General features: G+C 60.9%; 14 protein-coding genes and 1 pseudogene. All 15 read right to left on the reverse strand.

Translation table 11 applies throughout. The features are described from left to right. Positions 1-63 precede the first annotated feature (63 nt). Positions 64-192 (reverse strand): annotated as a pseudogene (locus K0M70_RS13715) (integrase core domain-containing protein); the annotation flags it as partial. A gap of 45 nt (positions 193-237) precedes the next feature. Continuing rightward, a complete protein-coding gene (locus K0M70_RS13720) occupies positions 238-1,248 on the reverse strand; it encodes an NAD-dependent epimerase (RefSeq protein WP_290782855.1) in 1,011 nt (336 codons plus the stop codon). Between the two features lie 60 nt (positions 1,249-1,308). Next, positions 1,309-2,505 carry a glycosyltransferase family 4 protein gene (locus tag K0M70_RS13725; protein WP_290782856.1) on the reverse strand — a complete coding sequence of 399 codons (1,197 nt, stop codon included), beginning with the start codon at positions 2,503-2,505 and terminating at the stop codon, positions 1,309-1,311. Next, on the reverse strand, positions 2,505-3,635 hold the full coding sequence (locus tag K0M70_RS13730) for a UDP-N-acetyl glucosamine 2-epimerase (RefSeq protein ID WP_290782858.1): 1,131 nt from the start codon (positions 3,633-3,635) through the stop codon (positions 2,505-2,507). Before K0M70_RS13730 ends, K0M70_RS13725 begins: the two co-directional genes overlap by 1 nt. Positions 3,636-3,637: 2 nt before the next feature. Then, positions 3,638-4,744, reverse strand: a complete 1,107-nt coding sequence (locus tag K0M70_RS13735) for an NAD-dependent epimerase/dehydratase family protein (RefSeq protein WP_290782860.1) — start codon at positions 4,742-4,744, stop codon at positions 3,638-3,640. Between the two features lies 1 nt (position 4,745). After that, positions 4,746-5,780: a polysaccharide biosynthesis protein gene (locus tag K0M70_RS13740; protein WP_290782862.1), complete on the reverse strand. Its 1,035-nt coding sequence runs from the start codon at positions 5,778-5,780 to the stop codon at positions 4,746-4,748. A 28-nt stretch (positions 5,781-5,808) separates the two neighbouring features. Next, complete coding sequence (locus K0M70_RS13745; RefSeq protein ID WP_290782864.1) at positions 5,809-6,708, reverse strand: glycosyltransferase family 2 protein; 900 nt, start codon at positions 6,706-6,708, stop codon at positions 5,809-5,811. A 10-nt stretch (positions 6,709-6,718) separates the two neighbouring features. Continuing rightward, positions 6,719-7,501, reverse strand: a complete 783-nt coding sequence (locus tag K0M70_RS13750) for an FkbM family methyltransferase (RefSeq protein ID WP_290782866.1) — start codon at positions 7,499-7,501, stop codon at positions 6,719-6,721. Continuing rightward, entirely contained in the window at positions 7,501-8,634 is a 1,134-nt protein-coding gene (locus K0M70_RS13755) for a glycosyltransferase (RefSeq protein WP_290782868.1), read from the reverse strand. The genes K0M70_RS13750 and K0M70_RS13755 overlap by 1 nt, the downstream gene beginning before the upstream one ends. Continuing rightward, positions 8,631-10,421, reverse strand: a complete 1,791-nt coding sequence (gene asnB, locus K0M70_RS13760) for an asparagine synthase (glutamine-hydrolyzing) (RefSeq protein ID WP_290782870.1) — start codon at positions 10,419-10,421, stop codon at positions 8,631-8,633. The genes K0M70_RS13755 and asnB overlap by 4 nt, the downstream gene beginning before the upstream one ends. Further along, a complete protein-coding gene (locus K0M70_RS13765) occupies positions 10,409-11,506 on the reverse strand; it encodes a glycosyltransferase (RefSeq protein WP_290782872.1) in 1,098 nt (365 codons plus the stop codon). The genes asnB and K0M70_RS13765 overlap by 13 nt, the downstream gene beginning before the upstream one ends. Before the next feature lie 125 nt (positions 11,507-11,631). Then, the gene (locus tag K0M70_RS13770; RefSeq protein ID WP_290782874.1) at positions 11,632-12,360 is read right to left on the reverse strand and encodes a class I SAM-dependent methyltransferase; all 729 of its coding nucleotides are present in this window, start codon (positions 12,358-12,360) and stop codon (positions 11,632-11,634) included. 114 nt (positions 12,361-12,474) lie between these two features. Continuing rightward, positions 12,475-13,737 (reverse strand): hypothetical protein, encoded by a 1,263-nt coding sequence (locus K0M70_RS13775; RefSeq protein WP_290782876.1) that lies wholly within the window; start codon positions 13,735-13,737, stop codon positions 12,475-12,477. Beyond that, positions 13,727-14,938, reverse strand: coding sequence for a glycosyltransferase family 4 protein (locus K0M70_RS13780; RefSeq protein WP_290782878.1), 1,212 nt, complete (start codon positions 14,936-14,938; stop codon positions 13,727-13,729). The genes K0M70_RS13775 and K0M70_RS13780 overlap by 11 nt, the downstream gene beginning before the upstream one ends. A gap of 75 nt (positions 14,939-15,013) precedes the next feature. Next, a partial coding sequence (locus K0M70_RS13785; RefSeq protein WP_290782880.1) for a glycosyltransferase occupies positions 15,014-15,315 on the reverse strand: 302 nt, incomplete at its 5' end.

Here is a 15,315-nt window from a genome sequence, read left to right on the forward strand (position 1 = left end):
GGGGCCTATTTTGCGCCGGGTTTTTGGTTTCCCCTCTGCGCACATCGGTCCGAAAAGGGGGGGGGGGGTCCCCCCGCCTCGTGCTTTCTTGGGTCTTTCCTCGTTGTATTCGCGGCGCCAAGTTTCGATGATCGTGCGGGCATGCAAGACGTTCCGAAACCAGTGCTCGTTGAGGCATTCGTCGCGTAGCCGGACCAAAAAGGGCGGCCAGTCACGCTGCCCCGCCAGCCGCCGCCATCAGGCGCGGTAGTAGTCCCGGTACCAGGCCACGAAGTTCGCCACGCCGTCTTCCACCGGCACTACCGGGCGGTAGCCCACGTGGGTGATGAGGTCGGATACATCGGCCTCGGTGTCGGGCACGTCGCCGGCCTGCAGGGGCAGCAGTTCCAGGATGGCCTTCTTCCCCAGGCACTGTTCCAGCACCTCGATGTAGCGCAGCAGCTGCACCGGCTGTTCGTTGCCGATGTTGTAAATCCGGTACGGCGCCACCCCACTGGTGGCCGGATCCGGCGCCATGCCGTCCCAGTCCGGGTCCTTCCCCGGCACCGTGTCCAAAGCGCGCACCACGCCTTCCACGATGTCGTCCACGTAGGTGAAGCTGCGCTTGTGGTGGCCGTGGTTGAACACCTTGATGGGCTCGCCCGCCAGGATGGCCTTGGTGAACAGGAAGAGCGCCATGTCCGGCCGGCCCCAGGGCCCGTACACCGTGAAGAAGCGCAGGCCCGTGCACGGAATGCCGTACAGGTGGGCGTAGCTGTGCGCCATCTGCTCGTTGGCCTTCTTGGTGGCCGCGTACAGGGTGAGCGGATGTTCGGTGGGCGAATGCTCGGAGAACGGCATCTTCAGGTTGGCGCCGTAGACCGAGCTGGTGGAGGCATAGACCAGGTGCTCGACGCCGTGGTGGCGGCAGCCCTCAAGCACGTGCAGGAAGCCGGTAACGTTGCTCGCCACGTAGATGTGCGGGTTCTCGGCGGCGTAGCGCACGCCGGCTTGGGCGGCCAAGTTCACCACGCGCTGCGGCTTGTGCTTGGCGAAGGCTTCTTCGACGGCCGCACGATCGGCCAGGTCGGCGGTGATGTGGGTGTAGCCCGGCAGCGCCTGCAGCCGCGCCAGGCGGGCCTGCTTCAGCGTGGGGTCGTAGTAATCGTTGAGGTTGTCGAAGCCGATGACCTCGTCGCCGCGGGCCAGGAGGACCTGGGCGACGTGGGAGCCGATGAAGCCGGCGGTGCCTGTGACTAGAATTTTCATCGCCTGATTCTGGTCGCTTTTAACTCGGTATTCCAGATTACCGTGTCGCCTTTCCGCCCATCAACGCGCAGTCAAACCGCGAACCACCTGCTCCGCTGCGGCAGCGGGCGAGAAAAGCCGGTCGGACAAGGCTCGCCCCCGGCTGCCCATTTCCTCGCGGGCGCCGGGACAGTCCGCCAACCACGCGGCTGCTTCCACCAGCGAATCGAGCGACGGGCCGACCACCGACGCACCAATGCCTTCGTCCAGCACCAGCCGATGCAGATCGTTGCCCGGATTCACGCGGGCCAGCACTGGCAGCCCGGCCTGCAGGTAGGTGAGCAGCTTGCCGGGAATGTTGTGCGTGCCATGGGCCGGGTGCAGCGCGACGATGCCCGCATGGCAGTGGGCCATAAGGCCAGCCAGTTCCACGGGCGACACTTGATCGTCGATGCGGAGGTTGTCCAGGCCCTGCTTCTTCGCCACGCCCCGAAGCCGGGACAGCTCGCTTCCGCGGCCGATCAGCAGGAAGCCGATATCCGCCCGGTGGCGCAGCCGCAGCGCGAGCTCGACGAAGGCGTCCAGGTCTTGGGCAACGCCCATGTTCCCGGAATAGATGAAGATCTTGCGCCCCTGAAACGCCACCAAGGCCGGATGGGCGCAGATACCGGCAGGCGCCTGCGGCGCCGCCAGCCAGTTGTGCAGCACCTCCAGCGCGACCGCAGCCGGTGCATCGCGCGCCACGATGGGAAGATTGGCGGGCGTCTGTACGCCGATGACATCGGCCTGGCGATACTGGTAACGCTCCACCGACTTCAGCAGTCGATGCACCCAACCGTCCCGGCGAAGCACGCCGGCGTCCACCGCCCAATCCGGGAACAGGTCACGCAGGATGAGATAGCTTCGGCAGCCCTGTGACTGCTTGAACCACGAAACCAGGGGACCCAGGAAGATCGTCGGCGAATACCACGCTATTCCGTCCCACCGTTCCGTTGCAAAAGGGCTCGACCGGAGTGCGCGGCGCAGGATCCACGGCAACACGAACTCCGCCGCCAGCCTGCGGGGGTAGGAAACGTCCTTGGTCCTGGGTGCCCCGACCCGGTAGACCTCAACCCCGCCAAGCACCTCAAGCGCGGCGCTTGAACCAAGCCCGGCATCCGGGACGAGCACCAGGGGCCTATGACCCAGCGCGACCAGCGCTTCTGCCAAATCGCGCATCTGCAGGGCCCCGGAGATGGTGGCCGGTGGATAGGTGTCCGCCACCAGCAGCAGGCGCATCAGTATTTCTTCCAGACAACCCGGTTCACGTAATCCACGTAGCTGTGGATGATCCGCACCACCTTGTCGGACACGTTGGGCATGCTGTAGTCGGCGACCTGGCGCAAGCCACGCACCGCCCCCACCGGCTGGCTCTCGAGAATGGCCAGGCCCTGCATGACCCGTTCCGGGTTCATGCCGACCATCATCACCGCCGCTTCCTCCATGCCCTCGGGACGCTCGTGGGCGTCACGCAGGTTCAGGGCACGGAAATTGAGGATGGAAGACTCCTCGTTGATGGTGCCGCTGTCGGAGAGTGCAGCCTTCGCCTCAGTCTGGAGGCGAACATAATCGCTGAAGCCCAGCGGCTTGAGCAGCTGAACCTGGGGATCAAGGGTGACGCCCATCTGCTCGATGCGCTTCCGGGTCCGGGGGTGGGTGGAGACGATCACGGGGAAGCCGTAGGTGGCCGCCAGCGTGTTCAGCACATCCACAAGCCCTCGGAAGTTCTGGTCCGAATCGATGTTTTCCTCGCGGTGGGCGCTGACCACGAAGAACTTTCCGGGCTCCAGTCCAAGGCGGCCAAGCACATCGGACGCCGCAATCTGGCCCGCGTAAAAAGTGAGCACCTCGCACATGGGGCTGCCGGTCTTGATCACCCGGTCGGCGGGCAGGCCCTCGGCCAGCAGGTATTCGCGGGCGATATCGCTGTACGTCAGGTTGATGTCGGCGGTGTGGTCGACAATGCGGCGGTTGATCTCTTCCGGTACGCGCATGTCGAAGCAGCGATTGCCGGCTTCCATGTGGAAGGTGGGGATCTTGCGACGCTTGGCGGGAATCACCGCCAGGCAGCTGTTGGTGTCGCCCAGCACCAGTACGGCATCCGGCTGGATGTCTGCCAGCGCGGCGTCGGCGGCGATGATCACTTTGCCAATGGTCTCCGCGCCAGTGGCGCCTGCCGCCTCCAGGAATACGTCGGGCTTCCGGATGCCCAGATCGTCAAAGAAGATTCCGTTGAGCTCGTAGTCGTAGTTCTGGCCGGTATGGACCAGGACATGGTCGCAATGGGCATCCAGCGCGGCGAGCACCCGCGACAGGCGGATGATCTCCGGGCGAGTGCCGACGATGGTGGCTACCTTGAGCTTGCGCATGGTCAGACCCTGCTGGCGAAAGTGTCCGGCTTCTGCCGGTCGAAGATCTCGTTGGCCCACAGCATCACCACCAGCTCGTCGTCGCCGATATTGGTGATGTCGTGCGACCAGCCCGGGATGGTGTCCACCACCAGCGGCTCGTCGCCGCTGCTTTCCAGTTCGAAGGTCTCGTCCGTGAGCAGGTGGCGGAAGCGGTAGCGGGCCCGACCCTTGATCACCAGGAACTTCTCGGTCTTGCTGTGGTGGTAGTGGCCACCGCGGGTGATGCCCGGGTGCGCGGTGAAGAACGAGAACTGGCCGCTGTCCGGGGTTTTCAAGAACTCCACGAACACTCCGCGGGCGTCACCGTACTTGGGCACGCCATAACTAAACGCCTCCGGCGGCAGGAAGCTGACGTAGGTGGCATACAGGGCACGAACCAACCCGGCTCCCACGCGCTCGGTCACCAGCGACTGGCGCATGTCGCGGAAGGCTTCGATCTGCTGGGCCAATTGGCCGACGGTGGTGGAATGGACCGGGCCGGCTTCCGCAAACCGCACGCCCTCCCCCGGCGCTTCCAGGAAGCGCAGGCACTCGGCGATGACGTCGTCGATGTAGACCAGATGCACCGCGGCAGCCGGGTCGTTGACGTGGATCGGCAGCCCACGCGCGATGTTGTGGCAGAAGGTGGCCACCGCGGAGTTGTAGTCCGGACGGCTCCACTTGCCGAACACGTTGGCCAGCCGGTACAGCGCCACGGGCGCGCCGCTGCGCTGACCGTACGCCGCCAGATGCTGCTCCGCCTGGCGCTTGCTGGCGCCGTAAGGATTGTCCCGCTCCGCCTGGATCGACGAGGCGAACGCCACCGGCACCGGGCGACCGGTCGCGGTGAGCGCCGCGCACAAGCGCGCGGTGAAGTCAGCATTTCCTGCGGCGAACTCGGACGGATCCTGGGGGCGATTAACCCCGGCCAGGTGGATCACCGCATCAGCGGTGCGGACCGCAGCGGCCAGTTCATCCGCCGTGCTGTGGCGGGTGATGGCCAGCACTTCCGTGCCGGGCCGCTCGCCCAGCACCACGCGCAGGTTATTGCCGATGAATCCGTCGGCACCGGTGACCAGGACCTTCATCTCAATCCACCGGCATGGCCGGGCGCCCGGCGACCAGGTCCTGGATGAAGTCCAGCTTCATCAGCAGGGATTTCATGCCTTCCACGTCCAGGCGCTCTGTATTGGCGGACGTGTAGTCCTGCGCCTCGCTGATCTTGCGCTCACCCTGCTCCACGAACTTGCCATAGTTCAGATCGCGCAGATCCGGGGCGACGCGGAAATAGCCCGGAAGGTCCTGGGCATGGGACATTTCCTCCCGGCTCATCAGCGCCTCGTGCTTCTTCTCGCCGTGGCGGGTGCCTATGATTGTGATCGGATGGTCGGGCTTGCCCAGCAACTGGGTCAGCGCGATGGCCAGGGTATCCATCGTCGCCGCAGGTGCCTTCTGCACAAAGATGTCGCCGCTGTTGCCGTGCTCGAACGCGTAAAGCACCAGGTCAACGGCATCGTCCAGGGTCATCATGAACCGGGTCATCTCCGGGTCGGTGATGGTGATGGGCACGCCGGCATGGATCTGGTTGACGAACAGCGGGATCACCGACCCGCGCGAGGCCATCACGTTGCCGTAGCGGGTGCCACAGATCGTGGTCTTGGCGGGGTCCACATTGCGCGACTTGGCCACGAACACCTTCTCCATCATCGCCTTGGAGATGCCCATGGCGTTGATGGGATAGACCGCCTTGTCCGTGCTCAGACAGATCATGCGCTTCACGCCGCACTGGATCGCTGCCTCGGTGGCGTTCTCGGTGCCCAGGACATTGGTCTTGACCGCCTCCATCGGGTGGAACTCGCAGGACGGCACCTGCTTAAGCGCGGCCGCGTGGAACACGTAGTCCACTCCGCGCATCGCGTTCATCACACTGGCCGGGTCGCGCACGTCGCCGATGTAGAACTTCAGCTTGTCGGACGCATAGCGCTTGCGCATGTCGTCCTGCTTCTTTTCATCGCGGCTGAGGATGCGGATTTCGGGAATATCGGTCTGCAGGAAGCGACGAAGCACTACATTGCCGAACGAGCCGGTGCCTCCGGTAATAAGAAGTATCTTGTTTTCGAACATGTTGCTTCCTGTGCGCATTGGGAACTACCTAGTACTGGGCAACTCTTGGGTCGGGCTGTCCCGGACCTTTTGGGCCTTTACGAGGAATTCGGCCAGTGATCCGGATTTCCCTCAGCTTGTATTCCCAGAGACGATAGACATCACTGCGGAGGCGGGCCCAAGCGTAGCCTACCCAACCCGCCCGCCAGGCTCCCTGAGCCAGATAGTGATGCAGGAAAAGGACAAGATATCGTCCCGGGAAACGCCGGTAATTCTGCTTGATCCACATACGACGCTGCAGCGCGCTTCCGAAGATCCTGGGCGTCACTGACAACGCTTGGCCTTGATGGACCGCAATCGCTTCCGTGGTGGTGTAAGCATTCTGCTTCTCCAGCCAGTGATGAAGATCTGGGCTGTCGTGATGCTCGATATCGCCCTCGACATGCTGTAAATGCCCTTCGACGAAAGGATGCTCGTTGACAAGAACGTCGGAGAACTTACATGCACCTGACTTCCACACGCGCAGCAATTCGTGACGCACAGGCAAGGGGCGCCCCATGAACCACAAGCGTCTATTCATCGTGTAGCCATCCGCTTCCCCGCGGTTCATCGCCTGGATCAGGCTGTGTTTCAACTCGTCAGTGAGGCGTTCGTCGGGATCGAGCTTCATCGTCCAAGGCGAGGTGATGGGCAATTCGCGCAACGCGAAATTCCACTGGTCACCGAAGCCCTTGAATGCGTGCTGGACCACATGCGCCCCATAACGAAGGGCGACATCCACGGTATCGTCGGCGCTGTAGCTATCCACTACGAACACTTCCTGCGCCCAGCCACGAAGGTTCTGCAGAACACCGTCCAGATTGTGTCCCTCGTTCAGGGTAATCATCACGACGGCGACGGGCGCGCTAGGAACGCTGGACGGGCCGGGCTTCACGTTGAGCGGCATCATAGAACCTGTTTCAGTCATGGGGGATAGCTACGAGGTTACTGGTGGAATCCCCGACTGAACTTTGCGAGGAAGTATCAAATGAATCCCCGTCGAAAGTGGAATAACCCGATGCTTCGAGGAACGCAACCGCCGCACGGCGCGTGTCAGCCGTCACCTCGCAGTAGATCGCCGGCCTGTGTTCGGTGAGCGTCCGCACAGCACCACGAAGGACATCCATCTCAGCGCCTTCCACATCGATTTTCAGAACTGTAGGAGGAGTGAAGTGCTCAAGCAGCGAATCCAAGCGATAGGCTGGGAGCGTTCGCACTTCCAGCACGCCCCCCGTTTGGCTGGAACCAAAGCCCTCAATTGCATTGGAAGCGCGTGCACGTCGAGCAATGTTGAAGCGCACGAAGCCATCCTGGCCGTAGACTGCTATCGGCAGGACAGTGAAGGAACCCTCATTCAATCTTGCAGTCCTAAACAACAACAACGCGGCATCCAGATCTGCCTCAATGGCGACGACGCAACCCTCCCGACCCGCATGATGCCTTGCCGCCAATGAGAACAAACCCACATTGGCTCCCACATCCCATACCGATCCGCCTGGACGCACAAGGAGCCCAGCGATCCTCAACAACTCCGGATCCCACAACGTCGCAGGCTTAAAAAGATACTTGAGTCCACCGACACGCGGTGTAGCCACCAGGCGTGACGCGCCGGCTCCCGGGGGCAGTCTGCGGACCACTGTCAACGATGCCAGCATTCGCTCGACAACGCGGCGACCTATGCTGACGGGAAGGATGCTTGCCATCAAAGCGTCCTAACGAACGGTGGCGGAACGGAAACTCCTCCCGCGACAATCCATGAATAGGCCGATTCCATCTTTTCTGCAACCGATTCCCAACTAAAATCACGCCGCATCCACTCCACACCCTTCGCGCCCATTTCGGACAGCATCGGTGAGGGTGTGCGCATGGCCTCATCAAGTTCGCGCGTCAACGTGGATACATCATTGCGAGCCCACCACCCGCATCCTTCCGCAATCAGGCCAGCCCAAGGTGCCCCGTGACTGACGACGGCGGGACAGCCATGGGCTAATGCCTCGGCGACTACCATTCCGAAATTCTCAGAATGCGTGGGCAACACGAACAGGTCAGCTTGCCGGTAGGCGCGCGTCTTGCTTTCACCGTAAAGGGCACCTGGAAACTCGATGCGCTTAAGTCCAAGCGCAGTTGTAAGTTCGATCAGGTCCCGGACATGGTTTGGATCCCCAAGACCCGCCACCACCAAGCGCCAGTCGGGGTGAACGTCCTGAAGCCCCTGCCAGGCATGAAGAAGGCGATCCAAGCCCTTGATGGGATGGATCCGACCCAGATACAGCAAAGTGCGGAAGCCTCCCTTCTGAGTTCCATCTGTCGGCGACGGAATGTCAATTCCGTTTGCAATAACGGCGACCGGAGCGTCCAGTCCGATGGCGCGGATCTCTTGGAACTCTACCTCGCTGGTCGCGTGCAGCAGGTCCGCACGAGTCAAGGCTCGCCATTGCAAAGGTTTGAGAAAGCGCTTGAGCACACGAGATCGGCTGAGCGCAATAGGCGACAAAGTGCCGCGTGGCGACGTGACCAGCTTCGCCCGGCGGCCGGGCACCATCCAACCTGCAGCTACGTTCACCATCGACCACAGGCTGTGGTTGTGGACGATGTCCAAATCACGTGATTTGTGATGCATTGCGCGCGCCAGGCTCGGTGAGATCGCGAAGCGCTCCGGCACCGGCCATTGCGGATGCAGGTCAAGCCGAACGCCTGCGATCGCTCCACGCGCCGCCAAGCACGATAGCTCGACGTCATGCCCGCGTGCACTCAGTGCCTCGCACAAGCGCGGCACCGAATAGGAGGGGCCTGCAGCCTCCTGATCAATGTGCGGCACCACGTGCATCAATTTCATGGACAGCCCTCGTAGGCCGAAACGACTTCTTTCGCCCATCCTCGACTGTCCATGCTGCCACCATTCCCGCCCATCTGCTCGCCCAGCCAACGCCCTACCGGAATTCCGAACCCTGTCTTTCGACGCCCGGTGATAGCGGCTGGCAATACATTACTGGGCGCATGCGCGAGCAAGGACTTCTTTGGGAACCGCCAGAATACCGGCAGCATGGACTGCACCTCGGCCAGCAACCACGCATCCACCAAGGGTGTACGCAGCTCCACACTGTGATCCATGCTGGCCCAGTCGCTGTCACGTAGCAGCTGGTTACGCAGATAGGTGGTGGACTCGATCTGTCCAAGCGCCAGGCGTGGATCAGCCGGTACCGGGCCACTCATCCGCTGCGTCCAGCTATCCGCTTCGAACCCCTTCAGCGCTTCCCTTGCCCGGTCTGCGCCCATCAGGATCGGCAGGTCTTCCGGGGCATGCAGGCTGCGACGTAGCCACCATGCCCCAGGCAATGTGCGGGTCCACTGTGCGGCATGGCGCCAGCGCTGGTTGCCACTGCGTCGGGCCTGCAGGTTACCGGCCATGCGGGCCGCCACGCTGGCGCCTGGGAGGCGCATAAGCGTGGCGCTGCGCGACACCAAGCGCGGGAGTTCGTCAAAACTTTCGTATCCCTGAAACAGTTCATCACCGCCCACGCCGGACACCACCACCCTCAACCCCAGCTCCGCCACCGCTTTGCTGGCGTACCAGGTATTGATGCCGTCGATGCTGGGCTGGTCCATGGCGGCGAGAATACGCGGCAGATCAAGCAGAAACTCACCGCGCGTCACCCGACGCACATGATGGCGAATCCCGTAATGGGCAGCCAACTGAGCAGCTACAGGGGCTTCGTCCTGAGGACTGCCGGCGAACTCATCATAGGCAATGGTGATGCCCTGCAGCTCGCGGGCACCCGCCTCGACCATCAATCCGGCGAGAGCCCCAGAATCGATACCGCCCGACAGGAAAACGCCGACCGGTACATCGGAAACCAGATGACGCTCTACCGAACGCTGCAATGCGGAACGGACAGCATCTTGCACGGCTGCATTCTGCACCAGCCCGCCTGAGGCCGCGTTTCGCCAGGCATTGCCGATGTCCCAGTAGGACCGGACACCCTTGATGCGACCCTCTTCGATCCACGCACAATGGCCGGCGGGCAGGGCTTGGATATCGCGGTACCAAGTGCGCGGCTCGGGCACACTGCCAAGCAGCCAGAATCCAGCCTGCCCATGGAGATCAGGCTCACGTGAGACCTGGCCCGTAGCAAGCAGCGCCTTGACCTGGGAAGCCAGCACCACACCTTCTTTGGTGAGTCCGTAGTACAACGGCTTGATACCGTAAGGATCACGCGCCGCGAACCCGCGCTCTATGAGCCGATCCCAGATGACGAAGGCGAACATGCCCCGCAGTCGGGCCAACATGGCCTCACCCTCCGCCACAAACAGCGCGAGCAGAACCTCCGTATCGGACGTGGTGTGGAACACGTCCCCGGCCGCTTCGCGTGCGCGCCGCAACTCGGCGAAATTGTAAATTTCACCATTGAACACGATCACGTAACGCCCGCAGGCCGAGTGCATCGGCTGGGCGGCACGCGGGTCGAGGTCGAGGATGGCGAGGCGTCGGTGACCGAGGGCAATGCCATTATCTTCCCAGACACCCTCCCCATCGGGGCCGCGGCGAAGCATGTGTTGCAAGGCGTTGCGGAATCCGGACTGAGTGCCGGCATTACCCCCTACAATCGCGATCAGGCCACACATGCCGTTGCTCCGGATGCGAGGCGATTCCAAACGTCCAGGAACGCACGACCCGCCACGACCTGCGCGTAGGAGCGATCGATAGTGGCACGCGCGTGAAGACCCATGACAGCGTTCGCCGCCGGATCCGCCAGCACGTACGCTAGCGCGTTCGCCATCGCAGCCGCATCGTCCAGCGGCACCAGCCGCCCATCAACGCCGTTGGTCAGGATACCGTCGGGGCCGCCGCTACGAGTGGAGACTACTGGTACGGCACACGCCATCGCTTCCAGCACCACCACCCCCAACCCCTCTTCATCGGACGTCAACGCGAATACCGCCGCTTGCTGGTAGAGGGCCACGAGTTCGCCCTGATCCGGCCTGTGGATGAACTCCACGCGATCCTGCAACCCAAGGGCCACGGCACGTTGCCAGAAAGATGAAGGCGGCCCCCCTGCCCCTGCTAGGACCAATCGATGGCGATCGCGCATTGCTTGCGGCAGGAGGGCATACGTCTCAAGCAGCAAGCCAATGTTCTTGCGTGGATCATCCAAGCGCCCAACGCAGAGGATGTGCCCGGATGCTGGGTTGCGTGCCGGATCCGGATGGAACACTGCCGCATCAACCCCCGGCGGCGCATAACGGATGTCGACGCCGGCTCGCCCCAAGTTGGCGCGCTGCGTGTGTTCGAGCATCCATGGGTTCTCGAGCTGGATCGCGTCCACCCGCCGCAGCGCCCTCTCATCCATGCGGTTGGTGATTCGGGTCATTGCCCGTCGCCAGGTTGCCGCTGCACCCCGTCCTGTTCCATCACGCATGCGCCGCTCGACGCGCGCGAGTGTGGCGACCTGCAATGAAACCGGCTTGCCCAAGCCAAGTACCGCATTGGCCCACGCCGGCGACCCACAGACCACCTGGATAACGTCGCAATCACCAACCAACCCCGACAATGCTTCGCGTGGGCGATAGCGCTGGAACTCCAGTTCACCGTAGCGAGCACCAACATGTGGAATCTCAATATCAATCCAACGGCGAGCTCCGACACGAACAGGTCTCAGCAAGGTCCATGGACGACGCAAGGACGAACTCTCCGGATCGACCGAGGACATGCACAAGGAAATTGGCCGGACATCCCAACCACCATCCAGCGCCGCAATCGAATGCAAGAACTCCGCAACGGCTGGAACGCCACCGCCAAGGTGCAATCCAGGCACGACGAGCGCACACGTCCGCATTAATCAGGCTTCCGTAAGACAAACACCATGTTTGGCGTCAACACCGCCCGCGAATTTCCAAGGAAGATCGAACGAAGAACTGGAAACGCCACTGCGCGAGCAACTTTCACAGCACCGCGCCGCAGCAAGGGCATGAGGCCTTGTCGACCAATTGGAAACGCCGGCTCTCTGACCTGCAAGACTTCAAGTCCGCAGCGAGCTGCTACCTGATGGATTGCAGAGCTTCCGAGAACAGACTTGTGCGTAATGTCGCCATACTGGATGGCCCGTGCAAAAGGGCTGTCGCCGGAGGGAACACGACCAACAATCAATCCGCCTGGCCTCAAATATGTATTCAGCTCTCCCAGCGTCTGATGCAACTGATTCACGTCCAGATGTTCGAAGACGTCGAACGCCACAATTCCATCAAGTGAACTCGCCCCGAGGTGATCCTCAAGGTCGGACTCGCTGGAAAACACACGATAGCCCGCGGCGTGCCCCGCGCTGACCAGCTCGTCAAGCTTCTCAATTCCGCAATACAGGGCACCTTGCTCGGTGGACCAATGAGCGAACTCCCCATTGCCAAAGCCAAGCTCAAGAAGCCTGCGACCAGGCAGCGGCCAAAGCCCCGCTGATAGCAACTCAGCGACAAAGTATCGGGCGGTCGAAGAGTCGCATTGGCCAAAACCTCGCTCAGTCCAACCTTTCCAGTCACCATACTTACCGTAGGCGGAATCATTCATTTTCATCAGACTCTTAGTAAATCGTCCAAAGCGGAGAGCTACAAATGAGATTGCACATCCGGTCTGAAATTGGTGGAACGCAAATATCGGCTGGATTCTGGCGATACACAGCTGACCAACTTACGGCAACTTCTCTGAATCTATTCGATAAACTGCGATCGCGCGACCGCGCTTTGAGATTGTGTCGGCTGCAACAAACTTCCCGTCGAACGACCATTTCGGATGCAAATCGCAACGGAACCCAGTAGCGCGAACATCTGGATCACTGGCAACAGTTACCTCAGCCATGACCTCTCTTCGATCAACATCGAACAGAAAGAGGCGGCAGTTGCCATTCTCGTCAGGATAGCTGTCGTTAACGATCACAGAGGCACTCCCAGGTCGATACGTAGGATGCCCATCCTCGGGAATTACCTCCCGGCCGATCAACGTCGTTCGCCTGCTCCGATCGTGCATCAACTGGAAGCAGTCCCCGGTGACAGCGCGTGAAACGGCGCCGCCCGACGGAAACAACCTATGGTAGATCGGAAGTAGTGGCTTGATCAGCGACTTCGCGATTGACTTGTTACTTCGAAGGCGATTGAAAGTCGTTATCCTTCCGCAGTAGCCAAACATGGTCACATCGTCTCGCCAGCAACAATGACTGACTCGCCCGCTCCCATTGAGGACAAACAGATTTCCGCCATCGACATCCGCGGTAATAAGGCGCGAGGCGGTCCCCGCCTCCCCACGCCAGCGATGCAAGAACGCGAAGCGCGTATTGCTCGGATTGATCATCACGTGCTCAACCCAATGTTCGGCACCATCCATCGAGCTGACGACACCGAGGTCCATCAGGTCTGTCATCGATATGACCCTCCTGACCTCACCATGCTGAAGGGACATTCGCCAGATACCATCTTCTGGATCCAACGGCACGCGCTTCTCCGGACGAGGAGGGCCCTGATAGTTGTAACCCGGGCGAAACCAGTAGTGCCGCTCATTATCAACGCACAGGGCAAACTCGCCATCGCTGCTTACCGCATAGGCCGCCATAGGCAAAACGCGCTCTTCACCAGACCGGACGTCCAGCAAAATGGCACGATAGCGTTCACCACGGAGGTCGTTAAAAAGGATTCGGCTCTGAAAATCGGGTCCAAGCCACTGCAACATGCAACCCTGCTGCCAGTTCCAGGCTGTCGTGCTGGCCAACCGCTTGAACTCGCTACCTTCGGCGAAGTCGAAATACCCGATGTCGACACTCTCGCCAGCGACGGGCATTCGATTGATGAATGAACACTTGAGTGCCAGCAACCGCGCCGAGGCACCGTCAAGCGGCGACTTGTCATAGTAGCCAGCAAAATAGTCGCCGTCGCCGGGCGTCTCGAATACCTTAACCAGCATCGCGCAGCCTCCAGACGCCTTTAGTGTCTTCCAAGGCTTGAAGCGCAGCCGCTTCAAGTCCATCAACGTTGGCTGCATACGTATATCGAGCAATATGTTCGCGTGCACTAGCCGCCATTCGATGACGCAGCGCTGGCTGCTCCCTCAATAGCGAAATGTATGTCGCCATGGCATCGGTGTCGCCGGGCGCGCAGCGGAATCCTGTTTCGCCGTCCACAATGAGATCTCCGCACGTCCCGACCGCACTGCTCACAATCGGAACCAGGTTGAAGTTCATGGCTTCATTGAGCGCTTTTGGGGAATTGTCACGTTCCGATGGAAGGCACAAGATATCTGTGATCGTGAAGTAGCGACTAATCTCAGACTGATTAACGAAACCAACATGGACGACATGAACGGCATGCATGTCCTTGAATGCAAGCAACTCTTCGCGCATTGGCCCGTCGCCAACTATCAACACAGAGATTCCACACGTCCCGGCTTTTTTGACAGCAAGAAGCGCGTCAAGGGGCCGCTTCCAACTCGTCAGGCGTCCACAGAAAAGGAGGACTATATTCCCTGAGGGAATTCCCAGTTCGTCGCGAATTGCCAATGAGTCTGGCAAATGCCTGTGATACTCCCTGCGGAAATAGTCGTTGTCCACGGCACAAACTAAAGGGTGCGGCGGGATGGCCCGGGGAGCATAGCGAAGCAGAAACTCCCTGTTGCCGGCGCAGGTATACATCAAAGCATCGCAGCGCTTCAGGAAGAATTTTATCAACGAACCGCGCAAGCGGCTGCGCAGACCTTTTGAGTCATCGCTTGCCTTAAGGACAACCTCACCACGCCAAAGCACCTTTATCCCTAAGCGGCGCGCAGCCATCAGCGCGATCCAGCAGGACGCGAGCGAGTATCCTTGAATGAAAACCGCGTCGTAGCGGCCGCGCTTGAGCGCTGCAGGAATGCCTAGGTTGATTCGGGAAAAGAACCCGCCCTGCTTGTTGAGCGGACGGTTCCGAAGGAACTCATACGCCTGCCCTTCGAGCAACGGAATATCCCATTCGATTGTTGTCCGAAACTCCCTGTCGTAGCGCCCCTCAAGTCCAATCTTGTCGAGGTACAGGACCCTTGCGTTAAAGGCAGGACTTCCGCAGACGCGCTTGTAAAGCGGCGCGTGATACTGCACGGGATGCATCGCGATAATCGCGAGTCTGATCTTCACTGAATCCTCAATGTTGGAATAGCGCGGACTGCCCATCGAACCACTCTCTATAGTCATTGCAGGATCAACCGGAACTCAAAGCTGCGGCCTGATCAAGGAGTTGATCTCAGCCGCACGGCAAGCATAGCTATAGGCAGGAACCGCGCGAGAGTAGGCTCGCTCGACCATCTCGCGTCGCCGCACCGGGTTCGCCAGATAGAACCTTATCTTCTCGTCCAACTCCTCCGGCGAAGAGAACACATCTATCTCCTCTCCAGCAATAAACAGGCTGCGAGTCTCCCGATTATCGATATGCAACATGAAACCCTTGCACGCCGGGATCTCGAAGGTTCTGGTAGAAACAAAGTCCTCCCACCCGCCGTCAGACGTTCCGAAAA

Origin of the sequence: Arenimonas sp. (assembly GCF_019459675.1) — a bacterium.
Lineage (GTDB): Bacteria > Pseudomonadota > Gammaproteobacteria > Xanthomonadales > Xanthomonadaceae > Arenimonas.